We start from the raw sequence: 18,267 nt of genomic DNA, 5'->3' as shown, positions 1-18,267 counted from the left end.
GTCAGCTGACAAAGAGACGCACCTCTTCCCTGTGGTGGCGGTCGTGGGCCTCGGCCAGCAGGTCGAGGCCGGGCGAGGCGGGCGCGGGCAGGTCGACGGGCGCGGTGCCGGCGTGGTCGGCGGCGGCGCGGGCCACCGCGTCGATCTCGTCCGCCAGCCGGGCCAGCACCGCGTTGACGCCGAACGGGTCCAGCCCGAGCAGCCGGACCGCGCCGGTCGCCGGCCCGGTCACCGCGTGGTAGGCGACGGTCTGCGCGGCCTCGAACGGGTCGCCGACGAGCACGCCGACGACGATCGGGTGGTGCGGCCGGGGCGTGGCCCGCAGCAGCCCGGCCAGGGCGGGCGAGGGCCAGGCCCGGCGGGCGGCGCGGGCGGCGCCGCGCCCCTGCGCCCGCGAGGCGGCGCGCTGGGCGGGCGAGGGGGTGCGGGCGTCGAGCTCGGCGTCCAGTTCGGCGTAGCGGCCGGGCGCGTCCGCCGCCCGGGTCGCGGCGGCGGCGAACACCGCGCCCAGCGCGCCGGCCGTGCGCAGCCGGCCGAGCAGGAACGGGGCCAGCGTGCCCTCGTCGGTGACCAGCCGCCGCGCCACCGCCTCCTCCAGCCCGCCGGAGTGCGCGTGGCCACCGCCGGGGAAGCGGGAGTCCGCGAGCATCAGCGCCACGAGGTTCATCAGAACAGGAAGTAGCGCTGGGCCATCGGCAGCTCGGCCACCGGCGCGGGCTCGATCAGCTCGCCGTCGACGCGCACCGCGAAGCTGTCCGGGTCGACCCGCACGTCCGGCAGCGCGTCGTTGAGCACCATGTCGGCCTTGGTCACCCCGCGCGTGTCCCGGACCGGCACCAGCGGCCGCGCGAGGCGCAGCAGGTCCGCCAGGTCCGCGTCCACGGCCTGCCGCGACACGAAGTGGACGCTGCCGCGCGCCGCCGAGTACGCGCCGAACATGGGCCGCGACAGCACGGGCTGCGGGGTCGGGATGGACGCGTTGGCGTCGCCCATCGCCGCGTGCGCGACGAACCCGCCCTTGAGCACCACCGACGGCCGCACGCCGAAGAACTTCGGCTCCCACAGCACCAGGTCGGCCAGCTTGCCGACCTCCACCGAGCCCACCTCGTGGTCGATGCCGTGCGCGATGGCCGGGTTGATCGTGTACTTGGCGACGTAGCGGCGGGCGCGCAGGTTGTCGGCCGGCTCGCCGCCGCCCGACCCGCCGCGCCGCAGCTTCATCACGTGCGCGGTCTGCCACGTCCGGATGATCACCTCGCCCACCCGGCCCATGGCCTGCGAGTCGGAGCTGATCATGGAGATCGCGCCCAGGTCGTGCAGCACGTCCTCGGCGGCGATCGTGGTCGGCCGGATGCGGCTCTCCGCGAACGCCAGGTCCTCGGGCACCGAGGGGTTGAGGTGGTGGCACACCACCAGCATGTCCAGGTGTTCCTCGATGGTGTTGACGGTGTGCGGGCGGGTCGGGTTGGTCGAGGACGGCAGCACGTTGGGCTCGGACACCACGCGGATGATGTCCGGCGCGTGCCCGCCGCCCGCGCCCTCCGAGTGGTAGGCGTTGATCGAGCGACCCGCGATGGCGGCCAGGGTGGACTCGACGAACCCGGCCTCGTTGAGCGTGTCGGTGTGGATGGCCACCTGCACGCCGGACTCGTCGGCCACGCGCAGGCACGCGTCGATCGCGGCGGGCGTGGTGCCCCAGTCCTCGTGCAGCTTGAACCCGCCCGCGCCGCCGGCCAGCTGCTCGCGCAGGGCCTCCTCGCGGACCGTGTTGCCCTTGCCCAGCAGCAGCACGTTGACCGGCAGGTGGTCCAGGGAGGCGAGCATCCGGCCGAGGTTCCACGCGCCGGGCGTGACCGTGGTGGCCTTGGTGCCCTCGGCCGGGCCGGTGCCGCCGCCGACGAGGGTGGTCAGGCCGGAGGCGACGGCGGTCTCGACGATCTGCGGGCAGACGAAGTGCACGTGGCAGTCGATGCCGCCCGCGGTGAGGATCTTGCCGTTGCCCGCCAGCACCTCGGTGCCGGGTCCGATGACCAGGGCCGGGTCGACGCCGTCCATGGTGTCGGGGTTGCCGGCCTTGCCGATGCCGACCACGCGCCCGTCGCGCACGCCCACGTCCGCCTTGACCACGCCCCAGTGGTCCAGCACGACCGCGCCGGTGATCACCAGGTCGGGCGCGCCCTCGGCGCGGGTGGCCACGCCCTGGCCCATGGACTCGCGGATCACCTTGCCGCCGCCGAAGACGACCTCGTCGCCGGCGCCCGCGCCCCGGCTGCGGTCCTCGGTGACCTCGATGAACAGCTCCGTGTCGGCCAGCCGGACGCGGTCGCCGACGGTGGGGCCGAGCAGTTCCGCGTAGCGCTCGCGGTCGATCCGGTGCGCCCCCGGCCCGGTCACCGGTCCAGCTCCCCGGCCCACTCGGGCCGCAGGCCCGGCACCCGCCGCGCCCCGGCGATCGGCACCAGCACGACCTCGCGCTCCACGCCCGGCTCGAACCGCACGGCCGTGCCCGCGGGGACGTCCAGCCGCTTGCCCCACGCGGCCTCCCGGTCGAACTCCAGGCCCGGGTTGGCCGCCGCGAAGTGGTAGTGCGACCCGACCTGCACCGGGCGGTCGGCGGCGTTGACCACGACCAGCGTCGTGCGCGGCCGGCCGGGGTTCAGCTCCACCGGCTCGTTCCCGGGGATCACCTCACCAGGGACCACGTCGGTTCCTCCTCACGCGATCGGGTGGTGCACGGTCACGAGCTTGGTGCCGTCCGGGAAGGTGGCCTCCACCTGCACGGACTCGATCATCTCGGGCACGCCCGGCAGCACCTGGCCGCGCGCGAGGACGTGCCGGCCGCTGTCCATCAGGTCGCTGACCGAGCGGCCGTCCCGCGCGCCCTCCAGCACGTGGTCGGTGATGAGCGCGACGGCCTCGGGGTAGTTCAGGACGACACCGCGCTCCAGCCGCTTGCGCGCGACGTCGGCCGCGACGTGGACCAGCAGCTTGTCGCGCTCGTGCGGCGTCAGGTGCATGGTCGGTGGTCTACCACGGCGAAACGCCGGTACCCCCGGCCGGAAACAAGGGCTTAACGATCCGCTTGCACTCCGCTTCCGTTCTGAATCGGTTCCTTGATCGTGACCGACGCCACGCACGCCCGTGATTGCCGGCGCGTGCGCCGCGGAGGAAGGTGCTGTCAACCCCTGGACCAACCCCTGGGACCTTCGTCGGAAGAGGAGCGCACAGCGTGGTGCACAGCGAGGACGACGGCGTCAAACCAGGACTCGAGGGCGTGGTCGCCTTCCGCACCGAGATCGCGGAGCCGGACCGCGACGGCGGCGCGCTGCGCTACCGGGGCGTGGACGTCGAGGACCTGGCGGGCAAGGTCACCTTCGGCAACGTGTGGGCGCTGCTGGTGGACGGCCGCTTCGGCCCCGGCCTGCCGCCCGCCGAGCCGTTCCCCATCCCGGTGCACACCGGCGACGTGCGGGTGGACGTGCAGGCGGCGCTGGCGATGGTCGCCCCCATCTGGGGCTACCAGCCGCTGCTGGACATCGACGACGAGCGCGCCCGGGAGCAGCTGGCGCGGGCCTCGGTGATGGCCCTGTCCTACGCGGCGCAGTCCGCGCGCGGCATCGGCCGGCCCGCCGTGCCGCAGGCCCGCATCGACGAGTGCCGCACCATCACCGAGCGGTTCCTCACCCGCTGGCGGGGCGAGCCGGACCCGGCGCACGTGAGGGCCCTGGACGCCTACTGGGTGTCGGCCGCCGAGCACGGGCTCAACGCCTCCACGTTCACCGCGCGGGTCATCGCGTCCACGGGCGCGGACGTCGCGGCGGCCATGTCCGGCGCGATCGGCGCCATGTCCGGCCCGCTGCACGGCGGCGCGCCCGCGCGCGTGCTGCCGATGATCGAGGAGGTCGAGCGGACCGGCGACGCGAGGGGCTTCGTCAAGGGCGTCCTCGACCGGGGCGAGCGGCTGATGGGCTTCGGCCACCGGGTGTACCGGGCGGAGGACCCGCGGGCGCGCGTGCTGCGGCGCACCTGCCGGGAACTGGGCGCGGCCCGCTACGAGGTGGCGGAGGCGCTGGAGCAGGCCGCGCTGGCGGAGCTGCGCGAGCGGCGGCCGGACCGGGCGATCGAGACGAACGTGGAGTTCTGGGCCGCGGTGATCCTGGACTTCGCGCAGGTGCCGCCGCACATGATGCCCGCGATGTTCACCTGCGCGCGCACGGCCGGCTGGTCGGCGCACATCCTGGAGCAGAAGCGCACCGGCCGGCTCGTGCGGCCGTCCGCGGCCTACGTGGGCCCCGGCCCGCGCACGCCCTCCGAGGTCGAGGGCTGGGACCGGATCGCGTAGTCCCGGGGGCCGGTGGTGGCGCGGTCGAGGCGCCGCCACCGGTCACCGCGCGTGCCGGGGGTGTCCACCGACTGGGAGGACCGGGTGACCCACGACACCCGGTTGCCACCTCCCGGTCACCGCCCTGCAACACTTGGACCCCCGGCAACGGCGCCGGTCGGCCGACCCCCTCCCCGCTACCGGAGGCTCCGCGATGACCCAGACCGCCGACCCGACCACGTTGGTCCTGCCCCCCGAACTGCGGCCGTCCGACGGCCGGTTCGGGTGCGGGCCCTCCAAGGTCCGTCCCGAGGCGCTGGAGGCCCTCGCGGCCGAGGGCGCCGCGCTGATGGGCACCTCCCACCGCCAGAAGCCGGTGAAGTCCCTGGTCGGCAAGGTGCGCTCCGGCCTGCGCGAGCTGTTCTCGCTGCCCGAGGGCTACGAGGTCGTCCTGGGCAACGGCGGCACCACCGCCTTCTGGGACGCCGCCGCGTTCGGCCTGGTGCGCGAGCGCGCCCAGCACTTCACCTACGGCGAGTTCTCGTCGAAGTTCGCCAAGGTCACCTCGGACGCCCCGTTCCTGGGGGACTCGATCGTGGTCAAGGCCGACCCGGGCTCCGCCCCGGAGATCGCCTACGCCGAGGGCGCCGACCTGGTCGGCTGGGCCCACAACGAGACCTCGACCGGCGTCGCGGTGCCCGTGGCCCGCCCCGCCGGCTCCGACGGCGCGCTGGTCGCGATCGACGCCACCTCGGGCGCGGGCGGCCTGCCGGTCGCGGCGTCGGAGTTCGACGTCTACTACTTCGCGCCGCAGAAGTGCTTCGCCTCCGACGGCGGCCTGTGGATCGCCCTGATGTCGCCCGCGGCCCTGGAGCGGGTCGCCGAGATCGGCGCGTCCGGCCGGTGGGTGCCGGAGTTCCTGTCGCTGACCACGGCGCTGGACAACTCCACCAAGGACCAGACCTACAACACCCCGTCGCTGGCCACCCTGTTCCTGCTGAACCACCAGGTCGAGTGGATCCTGGGCAACGGCGGCCTGGACTGGGCGGTCGGCCGGACCGCCGACTCGTCGTCGCGGCTGTACTCCTGGGCCGAGTCGACCTCCTTCACCACGCCGTACGTGGCGGACCCGGCGCACCGCTCGCAGGTCGTGGGCACCGTCGACTTCGACGACTCGGTGGACGCCTCGGTGGTGGCCAAGGTGCTGCGCGCGAACGGCGTGGTCGACGTGGAGCCCTACCGCAAGCTGGGCCGCAACCAGCTGCGCGTGGCGATGTTCCCGGCCGTCGAGCCCGAGGACGTCACCACCCTGACCAAGGCCGTCGACTGGGTGGTCTCGCAGCTCTGACCCCCGCCCGCGACGCGGTACCACGAGGGGCCTCCCGGCGCGCCCGGGAGGCCCCTTCCGCACGTCCGGGGGTGAACCTTCGGGTAACGGACGTGCGGACACCCGCGACATACGGCAAGATCACACGAAGATATCGGTGACACGGCGAGCCTCCCCCGTCAAGGCGGCACGCCGCATTAGCGTTGCGTACTCGGCGAGGTGAGCCAACCGGGAGGCCATGATGCGAGCGTTGCGGGTCATCGGGCTCGAAGACGACGGCAAGACCGTCCTCTTGGAGGACCCGGATCGCGGCGAGCGCTTCGTGCTGCCCGCGGACGAGCGGCTGCGGGCGGCGGCGCGCGGCGACCTCACCCGGCTCGGCCAGATCGAGGTCGAGTCCGACAGCCAGATGCGGCCCCGGGAGATCCAGGCCCGCATCCGCGCCGGCGAGTCCGTGGAGCAGGTCGCGGTCGCGGCCGGCATCCCCAAGCACCGCGTCGAGCGGTTCGCCTACCCGGTGCTGCTGGAGCGCTCGCGCACGGCGGACCTGGCGCAGCGGGCCCACCCGGTGCGCGAGGACGGCCCGGACGTGCAGACGCTCGGCGAGGTCGTGGCGCACTCGTTCGGCCTGCGCGGGCAGGACTACACCGACGTGAGGTGGGACTCCTGGCGCGGCGAGGACGGCCGGTGGGTCGTGCAGCTGCACTGGACCGCGGGCCGGTCGGACAACCGGGCGCACTGGGCGTTCCACCCGGGCGTGCGGGGCGGCACCGTGACCGCGCTGGACGACGCGGCCGTGGACCTGATGGACCCGAACCCGAACCGGGGGCTGCGCAGCCTGCGGCCGGTGACGCAGCTGGCGCGGGCGGCGCTGGAGATGGACAAGCCGCCGGTGGTCGTCCTGGAGCCGGAGATCCTGGTCCGCGAGGAGCCCCTGCCCGTCCCGCCGCCGGTCGTCGAGCAGCCGGAGCCCGAGCCCGTGCCGGCCGCCCCGGTGGACGAGGAGCCGCTGCCGGCCCCGGTGCCGCCGCAGCAGCAGCCCGCGACCAAGCAGCCCCGCATGGAGCCGCCGAAGCGCGGCAAGAAGAACCACCCGATCGTGCCGTCCTGGGAGGACGTCCTGCTGGGCGTCCGGTCCAACCGGGGCTGATCGTCGCCGAAGAAGGGCCCCCACCGCCGGGTGGGGGCCCTTCTTCGCGTAGTTCTGCTCATGACCGCGCGCCGGTGCCCGGCCCATGCTTCACCGGTATGAGGCGGGTGGCGTGGCGGTACGGGTGGGCGGCGGTGGTCGGCGCGGTGCTCGGCACGGGCTGGTGGTGGTTCCTGCACCGGGCGCCCGTGGAGTGCGGCGGGGAGATCGGGTGCGGCGTCACCCTGGCGCTGGCCACGCCCCTGGTGCCGGTGGCGAGCTGGGTGCTGGGCTGGGCCGGGCTGCGGTCGGCCCGGGTGGCGCGACCGGCCGCGACCTCCGCCGCCGGGGTCGGGGTGGCGGTGCTGCTGACCCTGACCGGCGCGACGGGGGTGGCGCCGGTGGCGGTGGGCGCGCTGGCGTTCCTGATCGGCGCCGCGTTCGTGTCGTGAACCGGCGTTTGCGGAGCGTGACCGATCGGGTAACCGGTGGTCATGGTGCGACGGCTGATCATCGGCGTGCTAGTCGGGGTCTTGGTGGGCGCGGCCTGGTGGGGTCTGCGCGAGTTCATCGCGGCGGGCGTGGTGTGCTCGACGGAGGACTGGGACTGCCTGGGCCTGGGGCTGGTCTCGATCCCGGTCGGCCTGGTGCTCGGGGTGCTGGGGGCGTGGCTGCTGTTCGTCGCGACCCGGCGGGAGCGGCCGCTGGGGTTCGCCGCGTGCGGCGTGGCGTTCACCGCGGTGCTGACGCTGACCACGGTGTGGGTGCAGGTGCCGGCGGGCGGGCTGCTGGCCGGCGCCCTCGGGTTCGCGCTGGCCGCGCCCGTGACAGCCCGCCACCCGGTGGGGCACACTGCCGGCCGTGACTGACACCCCGCGCCCCACCGCGGGCGGTTTCGCGGTCAAGGTGCTCGTGCGCGTCCTGCTGTCGGCGGCCGTGGGGGCGGTGCTGCTGCTGGTGTGGGTGCGGGCGCACCAGGCCGGGATGCTCGACCGGGTGGTGAACGAGACCACGTTCGGCGAGTTCGTCATGCTGGTGGTGATCGGGTTGCCGGTCGCGCTGGTGGTCAGCGGGCTGCTGGCCGGGCCGGTGCTGTGGCTGCTCGGGGTGCGGCCGGTGTGGCCGGTCGTGCTGACCGGGCCGGTGCTGCTGGCGCTCGCGCACCTGGTGGGGCTCCCCGGGCGGCTGACCGGCGTGGGCGACCGCTGGACCGTGCTGATCCTGCTCGCCGGCCTCAGCTACGGCCTGGCGGGCCTGCTGACCGTGCCCGCCATGCGGCGCCGCCGCGGGTAGCGGGCGGTCAGCCGGGGGTGGGCACGGTGTCGAGCAGCGCCGGGTCCGCGCCCTCGTACCGGCACCACTCCTCGGCCTCGGCGCGGCTCACCGGGCGCGCCCCCTCCGGCCGGGCCCCGCCCACCACGTCCCAGCCGTCGTGCGCCAGCACGTGCAGCCGGCCGCCGCGCACGGCCAGCAGCCTGCCGCGCGGGAACGCCATGGTCGGCTCCGCGCGCATGAACCTCACGTCCACCTTGACCTCCACCTGGGTCGAGCCCGCAGTCTTCACGACGGGAAAACAGGATGCCGAGCAGCGGTCCCCTTCGTACCGTCGGGGTGGACCGGAGGGGGACTCGTGTCTCGAGAACGTACTTCCACGGCGGCCACCGTGCGCCGCCTGTGGCCGTACCTGAAGCCCGTGCGCGCGCCGATCGCGCTGAGCATGGTGGCCACGCTGCTGGCGATGCTGTGCGGCCTGGGCATCCCGCTGATCACCCAGAGGATCGTGGACGGCCCGATCGCCGGCCGCGACCTGACCGCGTTGCCGCCGCTCATCGGCCTGATCGTGCTGCTGGGCTGCGCCGAGGCGGCGCTGTTCTACGCGCGCCGCAGGCTGATCGCCCGGCCCGCGTCGGAGGTCGAGGCGCGGATGCGCGCCCTGCTCTACCACCACCTCCAGGACCTCCAGGTGTCCTTCCACGACCGGTGGCAGTCGGGGCAGCTGCTGTCGCGCGCCACGACCGACCTGACCCAGGTCCGCCGGTTCGTGGGGTTCGCGCTGGTGTTCCTGGTGGTCAACACCCTGGTCGTGGTGACGGGGCTGGGCGTGCTGTTCTGGCTGTCCCCGGCGCTGGGCGCGGTCGGACTGGCCTGCACGCTGCCGCTGCTGGCCCTGTCCTACCTGTTCGAGTCGAAGTTCAAGGTGGTGGCGCGGCGGGCGCAGGACCAGGCCGGCGACCTGACCACCGTGGTCGAGGAGTCGGTGCTGGGCATCCGGGTGCTCAAGGCGTTCGGCCGGGGCCCGCACCTGACCGGGCGGTTCCTGCGGCAGGCCCGGGAGCTGCGGGCCAGCGAGATCGCCAAGGTGAAGGTGTTCGCGGCGCTGTGGGCGGTGCTGATCGTGCTGCCCGAGCTGGGCATCGCCGGGCAGCTGGCGTTCGGCGCGGTCGGCATCGCGGACGGGACGCTGACCGTGGGCACGCTCGTCGCGGCCGTCACGGTGAGCGCCTACCTGCGCTGGCCGGTTGACTCGATCGGGTGGCTGCTGGCGGAGACGAACTCGACCGCGTCGGCGCTGGAGCGGTACTTCGAGGTGGTCGACGCGCCCGTGGAGATCACGGACCCGGCCCGGCCGGTGCCGCTGCCCGCCCCGGTGCGCGGGCACCTCCGGTTCGAGGGCGTGCGCTTCGCCCACCCCGGCGCCGACCGCGAGGTGCTGCGCGGCGTGGACCTGGAGGTGCGGCCGGGCGAGACGATGGCGCTGGTCGGCGCGACCGGCTCGGGCAAGACCACGGTCACCGCGCTGGTGCCGAGGCTGGCCGACGTCACGGCCGGGCGGGTCACCGTGGACGGGGTGGACGTGCGGGACCTGGAGCTGGCGCGGCTGCGGGAGGTCGTGGGCACCGCGTTCGAGGAGCCGATCCTGTTCTCCGCGAGCGTGGCCGAGAACATCGCGCTGGGCGTGGACGGGGTGGACGAGGCGCGGGTGCGCGAGGCGCTGCGGGTGGCGCGGGCGGAGGAGTTCGTGGACGCGCTGCCGTGGGGCCTGGACACCCGGATCGGCGAGCAGGGCCTGTCGCTGTCCGGCGGCCAGCGGCAGCGGCTGGCGCTGGCGCGCGCCGTCGTCGGCCGGCCCGCGGTGCTGGTGCTGGACGACCCGCTGTCTGCGCTGGACGTGCACACCGAGGCCGAGGTGGAGGCGGCGCTGCGGCGGGTGCTCAAGGACGTGACGGCGCTGGTGGTGGCGCACCGGCCGAGCACGGTGCAGCTGGCCGACCGGGTGGCGGTGCTGGTCGACGGCCGGATCGCGGCGGTCGGCACGCACACCCAGCTGCTGGCCGACAACGAGGTCTACCGGCACCTGCTGGCGACCCTGGAGGACGAGGGGGTGGCGGCGTGACCGCCACGAGGGAGGACCCGGCGCCGGACGGGACGACGCCCGGGAAGGTGAAGCCCGGTGAGGTGACACCCGGGGATGTGGTGTCCGGGGAGGTGGCGCCCGGTGAGGAGTCCTGGCGGGGTGTCGCCGCCGAGGACGTCGAGGAGGTCGACCGCGCCACGGGCGTGAAGCTCCAGGCCCGGTCGCGGCGGCTGCTGGCGGAGCTGCTGCGGCCCCACACCGGGGCCGCGGCGCTGGCGCTGCTGATCGTGGTGGCGGAGAACCTGGTCAACCTGGCCGGGCCGCTGCTGATCGCCGCCGCGATCGACACCGGGGTGCCCGCGGCGCTGGACGGGCGGCCGGACGCGCTGGCGTGGTGCGTCGGCGGGTACGCGGGGGTGGCGCTCGCCGCGACCCTGCTGCGCTGGTCGTTCGTGCGGCTGACCGGGCGCATCGGCCAGGACGTGCTGCTGGTGCTGCGGGAGCGCATCTTCCGGCAGGCGCAGCGGCTGTCGATCTCGTTCCACGAGAAGTACACCTCGGGCAAGGTCATCTCGCGGGCGACCAGCGACGTCGACTCGCTCCAGGACCTGCTGGAGGAGGGCCTGGACGGGTTCTTCACCTCGCTGCTGTCGCTGCTGGGCATCTCGGTGGTGCTGCTCTGGCTGGACGCGCCGCTGGCGCTGGTGGTGCTGTCCGGGTTCGTGCCGCTGGTGCTGCTGACCCGCTGGTTCCGGCGGCGGTCGGGCACCGCGTACCGGGACACGCGCGGGGCGATCGCACGGATCATCGTGCAGTTCGTGGAGACCATGAACGGCATCCGCGCGGTGCAGGCGTTCCGGCGGGAGCGGCGCAACTTCGCCATCCTGACCGGGCTGAACGGCCGGTTCCGGGACGCCAACACCGACGCCCTGGGCGTGATGGCGACCTACACCGCGTCCGTGCGGGTGATCGGCAACCTGTCGCTGGCGGTGATCCTGGCGTGGGGCGCGTTCCGGGTCGCGGGCGGTCAGCTGGAGCTGGGCGTGCTGGCCGCGTTCACGCTGTACGTGCGGCGCTTCTACGACCCGTTCGACCAGCTGGCGATGTTCACCAACGCCTACGCGTCGGCGACCGCGGCCCTGGAGAAGATCTCGGGGCTGCTGGAGGAGGAGCCGGCCGTGCGGGAGCCCGAGGACCCGACGCCGCTGGGCGAGGTGCGCGGCGCGGTGCGGTTCGAGGACGTCGAGTTCCGGTACGCGCCGGGGTCGCCGGTGGTGCTGCCGAGGTTCGCCCTGACCGTGCCCGCCGGGCAGACGGTGGCGCTGGTGGGGGCGACCGGGGCGGGCAAGTCGACGCTGGCGAAGCTGGTCGCCCGGTTCTACGACCCGGCCGCCGGCGCGGTGCTGCTCGACGGCGTGGACCTGCGGTCGGTGGCGGACGCCGAGCTGCGGCGGGCGGTGGTCATGGTGACCCAGGAGAACTTCCTGTTCGACGGGTCGGTGCTGGACAACATCGCGCTGGGCAGGCCGTCCGCGACGCGCGAGGAGGTCGAGGCGGCGGCGCGGGCGGTGGGCGCCGACGAGTTCATCCGGTCCCTGCCCGAGGGCTACGACACGGACGTCCGCAAGCGCGGCGGGCGGCTGTCCGCGGGGCAGCGGCAGGTGGTGGCGTTCGCGCGGGCGTTCCTGGCCGACCCGGCGGTGCTGGTGCTGGACGAGGCGACGTCGAGCCTGGACGTGCCCACCGAGCGGCTGGTGCAGGACGCGCTGGAGACGGTGCTGGCGGAGCGGACGGCGTTCATCATCGCCCACCGGCTGTCGACCGTGCTGATCGCCGACCGGGTGCTGGTGCTCGACGGCGGGCTCGTGGTGGAGGACGGGACGCCGGAGGAGCTGATCGGGGAGCGCGGCCGGTTCGCGGCGCTGCACGCGGCCTGGAAGGACTCGCTGGTGTGAGGTCGGGTCCGGTCGGCCGGCGGAGGTCGGCCGACCGGACCCGCGCCCGGGGCTAGCCGAGCAGGTTGTTCAGCAGCAGCGACAGCCAGGCCACGCCGATGCCCGCGACCACGCCGTAGGCGACCCACCGCCACACCGGGGTGTTGCGGGCCAGCCACACGGAGGGCGAGATGCCGCCGACCACCAGCACGTTCGCCAGCACCGCGAGCCACTGGCTGGTCTCGCCCAGCCCCACCGACAGCATGTAGACGGTGAACGTGACCACCGCGCCGACGATCACGGTGACGGCCAGGCCCGTGCCCCAGGGCGTCGGCTCCCGCGGTGCGGGGTCCTCGGCCGGGTCCCCGGGCAGCTCGTCGTCGAGGCCGTCGAGGCGGTCGGGGTCGGTGGAGCCGTCGGGGTCGTCGAGGTCCTCGGGCGCCTCCACGGTGACCAGCTCGCCGGTCACCGGGTCGGCGTACCGGACGGGCGTGCCCATGTCGGCGGCCAGCCGACCGGCCAGCTGCCGCCCGCGCCGGGTCACCAGCGCGCTCGCCGCGCCGTCGGAGGGCGTATCGCTGCGGATCACCGCGTCGGCCACCTTCGCCCACTCGTGCAGCGCGTCCGCCAGGCCCGCGCCCAGCGGCAGGCTGTGCGGGTCGACCTCCCGCTCGCCGCCGTTGCCGCCTTCGCCGTTGCCGCTGTCGCCGCCGCTGCCGTCGCCGACCCCGTCGCGGCCCGCGAGCACGGCCCGGCCGTCCTGAACCCGCAGTTCCACCTGCGCCCTCCTCGTGTCCGGGAAGAACGTAGCGCGTTCAGGCGATCGCGTAGAAGGCGATCGCGGCGGCGGTGGCCACGTTCAGCGAGTCGACGCCCCCCGCCATGGGGATGCGCACGGCCAGGTCGGCGGCCCCGATGGCCAGGTCGGTCAGGCCCGGCCCCTCGGACCCGAGCAGCACCGCGACCCGCCGCCCGCGCAACCCGGCGTCGGCCAGGCCGACCGCGTCGGCGCGCGGCGTCAGGGCGGCGGTGGTGAAGCCGTTGGCGCGCAACAGCTCCAACCCGGCGGGCAGGTCGGGCATCGAGGCGAACGGCACGCGCAGCACGTGCCCCATCGAGACGCGCACGCTGCGCCGGTAGAGCGGGTCGCTGCACCCCGGGCCGAGCACGACGCCGTCGATGCCGAGGGCGGCGGCGTTGCGGAACAGCGAACCCAGGTTCTCGTGGTCGCCGACGCCCTCCAGCACGGCCAGCCGGCGCGAGGACGCGACCAGGTCCGCGAGGTCGGCCTGCGGCGCCCGGTCGGCGGCGGCGAGCACGCCCCGGTTCAGGTGGAAGCCCACCACCTCGGCCATGACCTCGGCGGAGGTGACGTAGGCGGGCGCCGGGAGGTCGCGGCCGCCGTCGCCGAGCGCCTCGACGCGGCGGCGCACGCCCAGCAGCGCCCGCACCGGGTAGGGCGAGGCCAGGAGGCGCTCGACGACGACCACGCCCTCCGCGATCACCAGGCCGCGCCCGCCGGGGCGGTCGGGACGGCGGTCGGCCGTCGACAGGTCCCGGAAGTCGTCCAGGCGCGGGTCGGCCGGGTCGTCGATCTCGATCACCCGGGCAGTGTCCCACCTCCCGGTACGTGAACACCGCTCGCAGAACCGGGGGTTATCGGCTCAAGCCCACCACCAGGCAGTTCTCGCTCATTGTTACCGTCAGGTGACAGAGAGCACCGATTTGGACGCTGGCCGGCCCGGTCACGCTGTGCCACGGTTGACCTCCGCTGAGCCCGCCGGAGCAGCCCGAACCGATTGGGAGGCGGCATGGGTAGGGATGTGTCCACCCGGACTTTCACCAGGGAAGACCGCCAACGCTACCGGGAACGCATGCAGCGGTGCATGGACGCGCTGGGCACCATGCTGGCGGAGGGCAGCTTCTCCTTCCCGCGCCAGCAGATGGGGCTGGAGATCGAGCTGAACCTGGTCGACCGGGCGGGCCGGCCCGCGATGGCCAACTCCGAGGTGCTGGAGAAGATCGACGACCCGTCGTTCACCCTGGAGCTCGGGCAGCACAACCTGGAGGTCAACGTCCCGCCGCGCGAACTGGCCGGGGACGAGACGCTCGACCTGGAGCGCGAACTCGTCTCCACCCTCGCGTCGGCCGACGACAAGGCGCACGACGCGGGCACCTCGATCGTGATGATCGGGGTGCTGCCCACGCTGCGGCACGAGCACTTCGACCGGCGGTGGCTGTCGACGCAGCCGCGCTACGCCGTGCTCAACGACCGGATCCTGGCCGAGCGCGGCGAGGAGGTGGCGCTGTCCATGGAGGGCGCGCCGCTGCCCGGCCGTCCCGGCGAGCGGCTGTCCAGCTACTCGGAGTCGATCATGCCGGAGGCGGCCTGCACGTCGGTGCAGCTGCACCTCCAGGTCGCGCCGGACGACTTCGCGGCCCACTGGAACGCGGCCCAGGCGCTGGCCGGGGTGCAGGTGGCGATCGCGGCGAACTCGCCGTTCCTGCTCGGGCGGGCGCTGTGGCACGAGACCCGGATCCCGCTGTTCCTCCAGGCGACCGACACCCGGACGCAGGAGCTGAAGAACCAGGGCGTGCGGCCGCGCGTGTGGTTCGGGGAGCGGTGGATCACGTCGATCTTCGACCTGTTCGAGGAGAACGTGCGCTACTTCCCGGCGCTGCTGCCCGAGACCGGCGACGAGGACCCGCTGGACGTGCTCGGCGCGGGCGGCACCCCGTCGCTGACCGAGCTGCGCCTGCACAACGGGACGGTGTGGCGCTGGAACCGGCCGGTGTACGACGTGGTGGACGGCGTGCCGCACCTGCGCGTGGAGAACCGGGTGCTGCCCGCCGGGCCGACCGTGCTGGACACCATGGCCAACGCCGCGTTCTTCTACGGGGCCCAGCGCGCCCTGACCACCTCGGAACGTCCACTGTGGAGCCAGATGTCCTTCCACGCGGCCGAGGAGAACCTGTACTCGGGGTCGCGGCACGGGATGAACGCGCAGCTGTACTGGCCCGGGATCGGCTGGGTGCCGCCGGACGAGCTGGTGCTGCGGCGGTTGCTGCCGCTGGCGCACGAGGGCCTGCGGGACTGCGGCGTGTCCGACGAGGCGCGGGAGCGGTACCTGGGGGTGATCGAGGCGCGGTGCCTGGCGCGGCGCACGGGGTCCCAGTGGCAGCGCGAGACCGTGACGATGATGGAGGAGAAGGGCGTGGAGCGGGAGGAGGCGCTGTCGGCGATGCTCACGCGGTACGTGGAGCTGATGCACGAGGGCGAGCCGGTGCACACGTGGCCGGTCTCGCCGTGAGCCACGGGTGGGAGCTCCCCTCGAGCCGGGAGCACCCACCCCCGCCTCACCTCACGCGACCGTCCGTACGTGAGCCGCCGCAGGAGGGCCTCACCCGGCCCCGCCGGCGCACCCTCCGACTGCCTGCGCGTGTCCCAGGCGCTGTTCGGCGAGGTGTTCGCCAAACGCGGGGACACGTCAACCAGCACGGTGCCCCGCCAGCCGCGCCGCCTCCTTGATCCCGGCAACGTCGGCGGCGTTGACATCGATCCCGGATCCGCCCACTTTGACCCGTTCGTGTCATCACCTCGACGACACGACCGAATCATAGCCCACCTCAGCGGCGGCGGCCGGCCTTCAGCGGCGCCACATCGGCCCCGTCATGCGTGTTGCGGCACTCGTCGGGCGTCACCGCCTCGACCGCGAGCGTCAGCATCCCCTTCACCCCGGTGTAGATGCTCTCGCCCATCGACGCCAGCGAGGTGTGCACGCGGTTCGAGTCGGAGAAGTCGCGCTCGTCCTTGGTGCGCTTCTTCCCCGCCTCTTCCGGCTTGGTCGCGCTGCGCAGGTTGACCTCCAGCCACGCGGCCACCTCCGCCGGCGTGGTCAGCACCTCCTCCGGCGTCCGCTCCAGGCGCTCGGACCTCGGGGACGCGTGATCAAGAGAGGTGTGCTCCACGTACGCGTGCCAGTGCGTGTTGCGCAGCGACCACGTCTGCTCGATCGGCCAGTCCTCCTCGGTGCCCATGCGCCTATCTTGCCAGGGTCGTCACGTCCGGGGTGCGGTCCACCCCCACGGCTTGGGCCGGTTTCCGGTCGCGCGTCACGAGCAGCAGCGTGCCCCGGCAGTCCTCCGGCGCCCGCGCCGGCCGTTCGACGGTGTCCAGGCCGAGGTGGTTCGCCGGTTCGTCCGGCCCCAGGCACGTGGTACCGCGCGGCCGGAGCACGGCGAGCCCGGCCCGGATCCACTCCCCCAGCATCGAGCGGCAGGCGACCGAGGAAGGCCGACTTGCCGGTGCCCTCGAGCGCGAGGGTCCTCCGCGTCGGCCTGCCGGAACACCCAGGCGCGCTTCCGAGAACACGGTCCGCGAACCGAACGGCAGCGTGACGTTCCGGGCCACCGACAGGGCCACGCCCCCGATGGTGGCAAACCCGCCGTGGAACACGCGCCCGACTTTCGCCACGGCTCAATCGCAAGTAGGTTGCAACTACAAGTGATCTGCAACGAGGGGATGCCATGGCGCGGTACGTCCTGCCGGACCTGGAGTACGACTACGGCGACCTGGAGCCGGCGATCATCGGCGAGATCAACGAGCTGCACCACGGCAAGCACCACGCCGCCTACGTCAAGGGCGCCAACGACACGCTCGAACAGATCGACGAGGCGCGCGACAAGAACTCGTTCGGGTCGATCGTCGGGCTGGAGACCACGCTCGCGTTCCACCTCGCCGGCCACGCGCTGCACCAGGTCTGGTGGAAGAACCTGTCCCCGAACGGCGGCGACAAGCCGACCGGCGAGCTGGCCGCCGCGGTCGACGAGCACTTCGGGTCGTTCGACGGGCTGCGGGCGCAGCTCACCGCGGCGGCGGGCAGCATCCAGGGCTCGGGTTGGGGGATCCTGGCGTGGGAGCCGGTCGGGGAGCGGCTGATCACCCAGCAGCTCAAGGACCACCACTCGAACCTGTCGATCGCCACGACGCCGCTGCTGGTGTTCGACATCTGGGAGCACGCCTACTACCTCCAGTACCGCAACCTGAAGGCGGACTACATCTCGGCGCTGTGGAACGTCGTGGACTGGGACGACGTCGCCGCCCGCTTCGAGGCGGCCCGGGCGGGGCGGAACGGGCTGCTGCTGCCGCAGCGGTGAGCGGGCGGCTCTCGTGATCTTCGGCGGTGGATGCTCCGACAAAGCCCCGTCGCCGAAAATCGACGAGGCCCCGCCCCCGGTGGTACGACCGGGGGCGGGGCCTCGTCTGTTCCCGAACTGACTGCCGCTCCCACCACGAAGCGACGTGAGTTAGGTTAGCCTAACATCACCTTCTTGGGAACCCCGCCGCACGAAACCGCGTGCGACCAGCTCCACCACCACCGCGATCGCGGTCGCCTCCACCAGCAGCAGCCCCAGCAGCACGACCAGCTGGAGCGCCCCCGCCTGCCACACCGGCGCGCCGCCGAGCAGCATCCCGACGAACGCGCCGGGCAGCGTGACCAGCCCGACCGTCCGGGTCTGGTCGAGCGCCGGCAGCAGGGCCTCGGCAGCGGGGCGGCGCACCAACTCCCGCACCGCGACCGGCTCGGTGAAGCCCAGCGCCAGCGCGGCCTCGTACTCGCCGTGGCGGTCGCGCAGGGTGTCCAGGGCCCGCCGCACGGACAGGGTGGTCGCGGTCATCGCGCCACCGACGAGGATGCCGCCGACCGGCACCAGCGCGATCCCCCGCACCGGCACCAGACCGCTGACCAGCAGGATCGAGATGGCGGGCGCGGTGCCCGCGAGGATCGCCACGGCCACCCACCACCCGCGGCGGCCGGTTTTCGCCCGTGCCGCGGACGTGCCCGTGGCGACCACCGCCATGAGCAGCAGGAACGCCGCGGTCAACGGCAACGACGCCAACACCGCCGCGATCACCGCCGACACGGCGGCCAGCTGGACCGCCGCGCGCAGGGCTGCCCGAACCACCGGTCGAGGCGAGGCCAGCCCGCCGAAGTGCAGCACCGCGCCCGCACCGGCGGTGAGCACCAGGCACACGACGAGCAGGCGGACCCAGTCCGCGTTGATCACCACATCGGGATTGTCGGGTTCCCCTCTCACGCGCGCCTGCGGTACCGTGATGGCGGATGTCATCACTCCGATGACACGAACGGGTTAAGAACATCAAATCCGGGATCGATGTCAACGGCTCGCACGTTGCCG

The 18,267-nt window shown here is 73.8% G+C and carries 20 protein-coding genes; 10 read left to right on the top strand and 10 right to left on the bottom strand.

The features are described from left to right. Nucleotide 1: 1 nt before the first annotated feature. The 4 genes from Q5530_RS25100 to Q5530_RS25085 are packed head-to-tail and all read right to left on the bottom strand — an operon-like array spanning nt 2 to nt 3,017. Nucleotides 2–667 carry an urease accessory protein UreF gene (locus Q5530_RS25100; protein ID WP_415365202.1) on the bottom strand — a complete coding sequence of 222 codons (666 nt, stop codon included), beginning with the start codon at nt 665–667 and terminating at the stop codon, nt 2–4. Next, nucleotides 667–2,394, bottom strand: a complete 1,728-nt coding sequence (locus Q5530_RS25095; protein ID WP_415365201.1) for an urease subunit alpha — start codon at nt 2,392–2,394, stop codon at nt 667–669. Before Q5530_RS25095 ends, Q5530_RS25100 begins: the two co-directional genes overlap by 1 nt. Then, entirely contained in the window at nt 2,391–2,702 is a 312-nt protein-coding gene (locus tag Q5530_RS25090; RefSeq protein WP_380640304.1) for an urease subunit beta, read from the bottom strand. Before Q5530_RS25090 ends, Q5530_RS25095 begins: the two co-directional genes overlap by 4 nt. Before the next feature lie 12 nt (nt 2,703–2,714). Continuing rightward, a complete protein-coding gene (locus Q5530_RS25085; RefSeq protein WP_380640302.1) occupies nt 2,715–3,017 on the bottom strand; it encodes an urease subunit gamma in 303 nt (100 codons plus the stop codon). 212 nt (nt 3,018–3,229) lie between these two features. Here Q5530_RS25085 and Q5530_RS25080 point away from each other — a divergent pair, with 212 nt between their 5' ends. From Q5530_RS25080 to Q5530_RS25055, 6 genes are all read left to right on the top strand, one after another. Then, entirely contained in the window at nt 3,230–4,342 is a 1,113-nt protein-coding gene (locus Q5530_RS25080) for a citrate synthase 2 (RefSeq protein ID WP_380640300.1), read from the top strand. Nucleotides 4,343–4,535: 193 nt separating this feature from the next. Beyond that, complete coding sequence (gene serC / locus Q5530_RS25075; RefSeq protein WP_415365200.1) at nt 4,536–5,669, top strand: phosphoserine transaminase; 1,134 nt, start codon at nt 4,536–4,538, stop codon at nt 5,667–5,669. 220 nt (nt 5,670–5,889) lie between these two features. Continuing rightward, entirely contained in the window at nt 5,890–6,798 is a 909-nt protein-coding gene (sepH, locus tag Q5530_RS25070; RefSeq protein ID WP_415365199.1) for a septation protein SepH, read from the top strand. Nucleotides 6,799–6,896: 98 nt separating this feature from the next. Further along, nucleotides 6,897–7,229: a hypothetical protein gene (locus Q5530_RS25065; protein ID WP_415365198.1), complete on the top strand. Its 333-nt coding sequence runs from the start codon at nt 6,897–6,899 to the stop codon at nt 7,227–7,229. A gap of 42 nt (nt 7,230–7,271) precedes the next feature. Continuing rightward, nucleotides 7,272–7,646: a hypothetical protein gene (locus Q5530_RS25060; RefSeq protein WP_380640291.1), complete on the top strand. Its 375-nt coding sequence runs from the start codon at nt 7,272–7,274 to the stop codon at nt 7,644–7,646. Then, nucleotides 7,639–8,070: a hypothetical protein gene (locus tag Q5530_RS25055; RefSeq protein ID WP_415365197.1), complete on the top strand. Its 432-nt coding sequence runs from the start codon at nt 7,639–7,641 to the stop codon at nt 8,068–8,070. The genes Q5530_RS25060 and Q5530_RS25055 overlap by 8 nt, the downstream gene beginning before the upstream one ends. Before the next feature lie 7 nt (nt 8,071–8,077). Here Q5530_RS25055 and Q5530_RS25050 read toward each other — a convergent pair whose 3' ends face one another. Next, nucleotides 8,078–8,341, bottom strand: a complete 264-nt coding sequence (locus Q5530_RS25050) for a hypothetical protein (protein ID WP_415365196.1) — start codon at nt 8,339–8,341, stop codon at nt 8,078–8,080. 66 nt (nt 8,342–8,407) lie between these two features. Here Q5530_RS25050 and Q5530_RS25045 point away from each other — a divergent pair, with 66 nt between their 5' ends. Together Q5530_RS25045 and Q5530_RS25040 are read left to right on the top strand one after the other, a co-directional pair. Further along, complete coding sequence (locus tag Q5530_RS25045; RefSeq protein ID WP_415365195.1) at nt 8,408–10,171, top strand: ABC transporter ATP-binding protein; 1,764 nt, start codon at nt 8,408–8,410, stop codon at nt 10,169–10,171. After that, on the top strand, nt 10,168–12,087 hold the full coding sequence (locus Q5530_RS25040) for an ABC transporter ATP-binding protein (protein ID WP_415365194.1): 1,920 nt from the start codon (nt 10,168–10,170) through the stop codon (nt 12,085–12,087). Before Q5530_RS25045 ends, Q5530_RS25040 begins: the two co-directional genes overlap by 4 nt. Nucleotides 12,088–12,139: 52 nt before the next feature. Here the strand turns inward: Q5530_RS25040 and Q5530_RS25035 are convergent, their stop codons facing one another. Both Q5530_RS25035 and Q5530_RS25030 read right to left on the bottom strand, forming a co-directional pair. Beyond that, the gene (locus tag Q5530_RS25035; RefSeq protein WP_415365193.1) at nt 12,140–12,844 is read right to left on the bottom strand and encodes a DUF2537 domain-containing protein; all 705 of its coding nucleotides are present in this window, start codon (nt 12,842–12,844) and stop codon (nt 12,140–12,142) included. A 37-nt stretch (nt 12,845–12,881) separates the two neighbouring features. Beyond that, the gene (locus tag Q5530_RS25030) at nt 12,882–13,670 is read right to left on the bottom strand and encodes a TrmH family RNA methyltransferase (RefSeq protein ID WP_415365192.1); all 789 of its coding nucleotides are present in this window, start codon (nt 13,668–13,670) and stop codon (nt 12,882–12,884) included. Nucleotides 13,671–13,877: 207 nt separating this feature from the next. On the opposite strand from Q5530_RS25030, the gene Q5530_RS25025 reads away from it, so the two are divergent. Next, nucleotides 13,878–15,377 (top strand): glutamate-cysteine ligase family protein, encoded by a 1,500-nt coding sequence (locus Q5530_RS25025; protein ID WP_415365191.1) that lies wholly within the window; start codon nt 13,878–13,880, stop codon nt 15,375–15,377. 316 nt (nt 15,378–15,693) lie between these two features. Here Q5530_RS25025 and Q5530_RS25020 read toward each other — a convergent pair whose 3' ends face one another. Continuing rightward, complete coding sequence (locus Q5530_RS25020) at nt 15,694–16,104, bottom strand: hypothetical protein (RefSeq protein ID WP_415365190.1); 411 nt, start codon at nt 16,102–16,104, stop codon at nt 15,694–15,696. 4 nt (nt 16,105–16,108) lie between these two features. After that, nucleotides 16,109–16,336, bottom strand: coding sequence for a hypothetical protein (locus tag Q5530_RS25015; RefSeq protein ID WP_415365189.1), 228 nt, complete (start codon nt 16,334–16,336; stop codon nt 16,109–16,111). A gap of 257 nt (nt 16,337–16,593) precedes the next feature. Here Q5530_RS25015 and Q5530_RS25010 point away from each other — a divergent pair, with 257 nt between their 5' ends. Further along, nucleotides 16,594–17,223: a superoxide dismutase gene (locus Q5530_RS25010; protein WP_380640267.1), complete on the top strand. Its 630-nt coding sequence runs from the start codon at nt 16,594–16,596 to the stop codon at nt 17,221–17,223. 150 nt (nt 17,224–17,373) lie between these two features. On the opposite strand, the gene Q5530_RS25005 is transcribed toward Q5530_RS25010, so the two are convergent. After that, nucleotides 17,374–18,138 (bottom strand): ABC transporter permease, encoded by a 765-nt coding sequence (locus Q5530_RS25005; protein ID WP_415365188.1) that lies wholly within the window; start codon nt 18,136–18,138, stop codon nt 17,374–17,376. Nucleotides 18,139–18,267: the final 129 nt, after the last annotated feature.

Origin of the sequence: Saccharothrix sp. BKS2 (assembly GCF_047689505.1) — a bacterium.
Classification (GTDB): Bacteria; Actinomycetota; Actinomycetes; order Mycobacteriales; family Pseudonocardiaceae; genus Actinosynnema; species Actinosynnema lopnurensis.
This window is presented reverse-complemented; position numbering and strand designations above follow the sequence as displayed.

Bases quoted from the DNA above. Each gene is read 5' to 3' on its own strand.
- Q5530_RS25100 (WP_415365202.1), bottom strand. From the start codon at position 667: ATGAACCTCGTGGCGCTGATGCTCGCGGACTCCCGCTTCCCCGGCGGT.
- Q5530_RS25085 (WP_380640302.1), bottom strand. From the start codon at position 3,017: ATGCACCTGACGCCGCACGAGCGCGACAAGCTGCTGGTCCACGTCGCG.
- serC (WP_415365200.1), top strand. From the start codon at position 4,536: ATGACCCAGACCGCCGACCCGACCACGTTGGTCCTGCCCCCCGAACTG.
- sepH (WP_415365199.1), top strand. From the start codon at position 5,890: ATGCGAGCGTTGCGGGTCATCGGGCTCGAAGACGACGGCAAGACCGTC.
- Q5530_RS25065 (WP_415365198.1), top strand. From the start codon at position 6,897: ATGAGGCGGGTGGCGTGGCGGTACGGGTGGGCGGCGGTGGTCGGCGCG.
- Q5530_RS25060 (WP_380640291.1), top strand. From the start codon at position 7,272: ATGGTGCGACGGCTGATCATCGGCGTGCTAGTCGGGGTCTTGGTGGGC.
- Q5530_RS25025 (WP_415365191.1), top strand. From the start codon at position 13,878: ATGGGTAGGGATGTGTCCACCCGGACTTTCACCAGGGAAGACCGCCAA.
- Q5530_RS25020 (WP_415365190.1), bottom strand. From the start codon at position 16,104: ATGGGCACCGAGGAGGACTGGCCGATCGAGCAGACGTGGTCGCTGCGC.
- Q5530_RS25015 (WP_415365189.1), bottom strand. From the start codon at position 16,336: ATGCTGGGGGAGTGGATCCGGGCCGGGCTCGCCGTGCTCCGGCCGCGC.
- Q5530_RS25010 (WP_380640267.1), top strand. From the start codon at position 16,594: ATGGCGCGGTACGTCCTGCCGGACCTGGAGTACGACTACGGCGACCTG.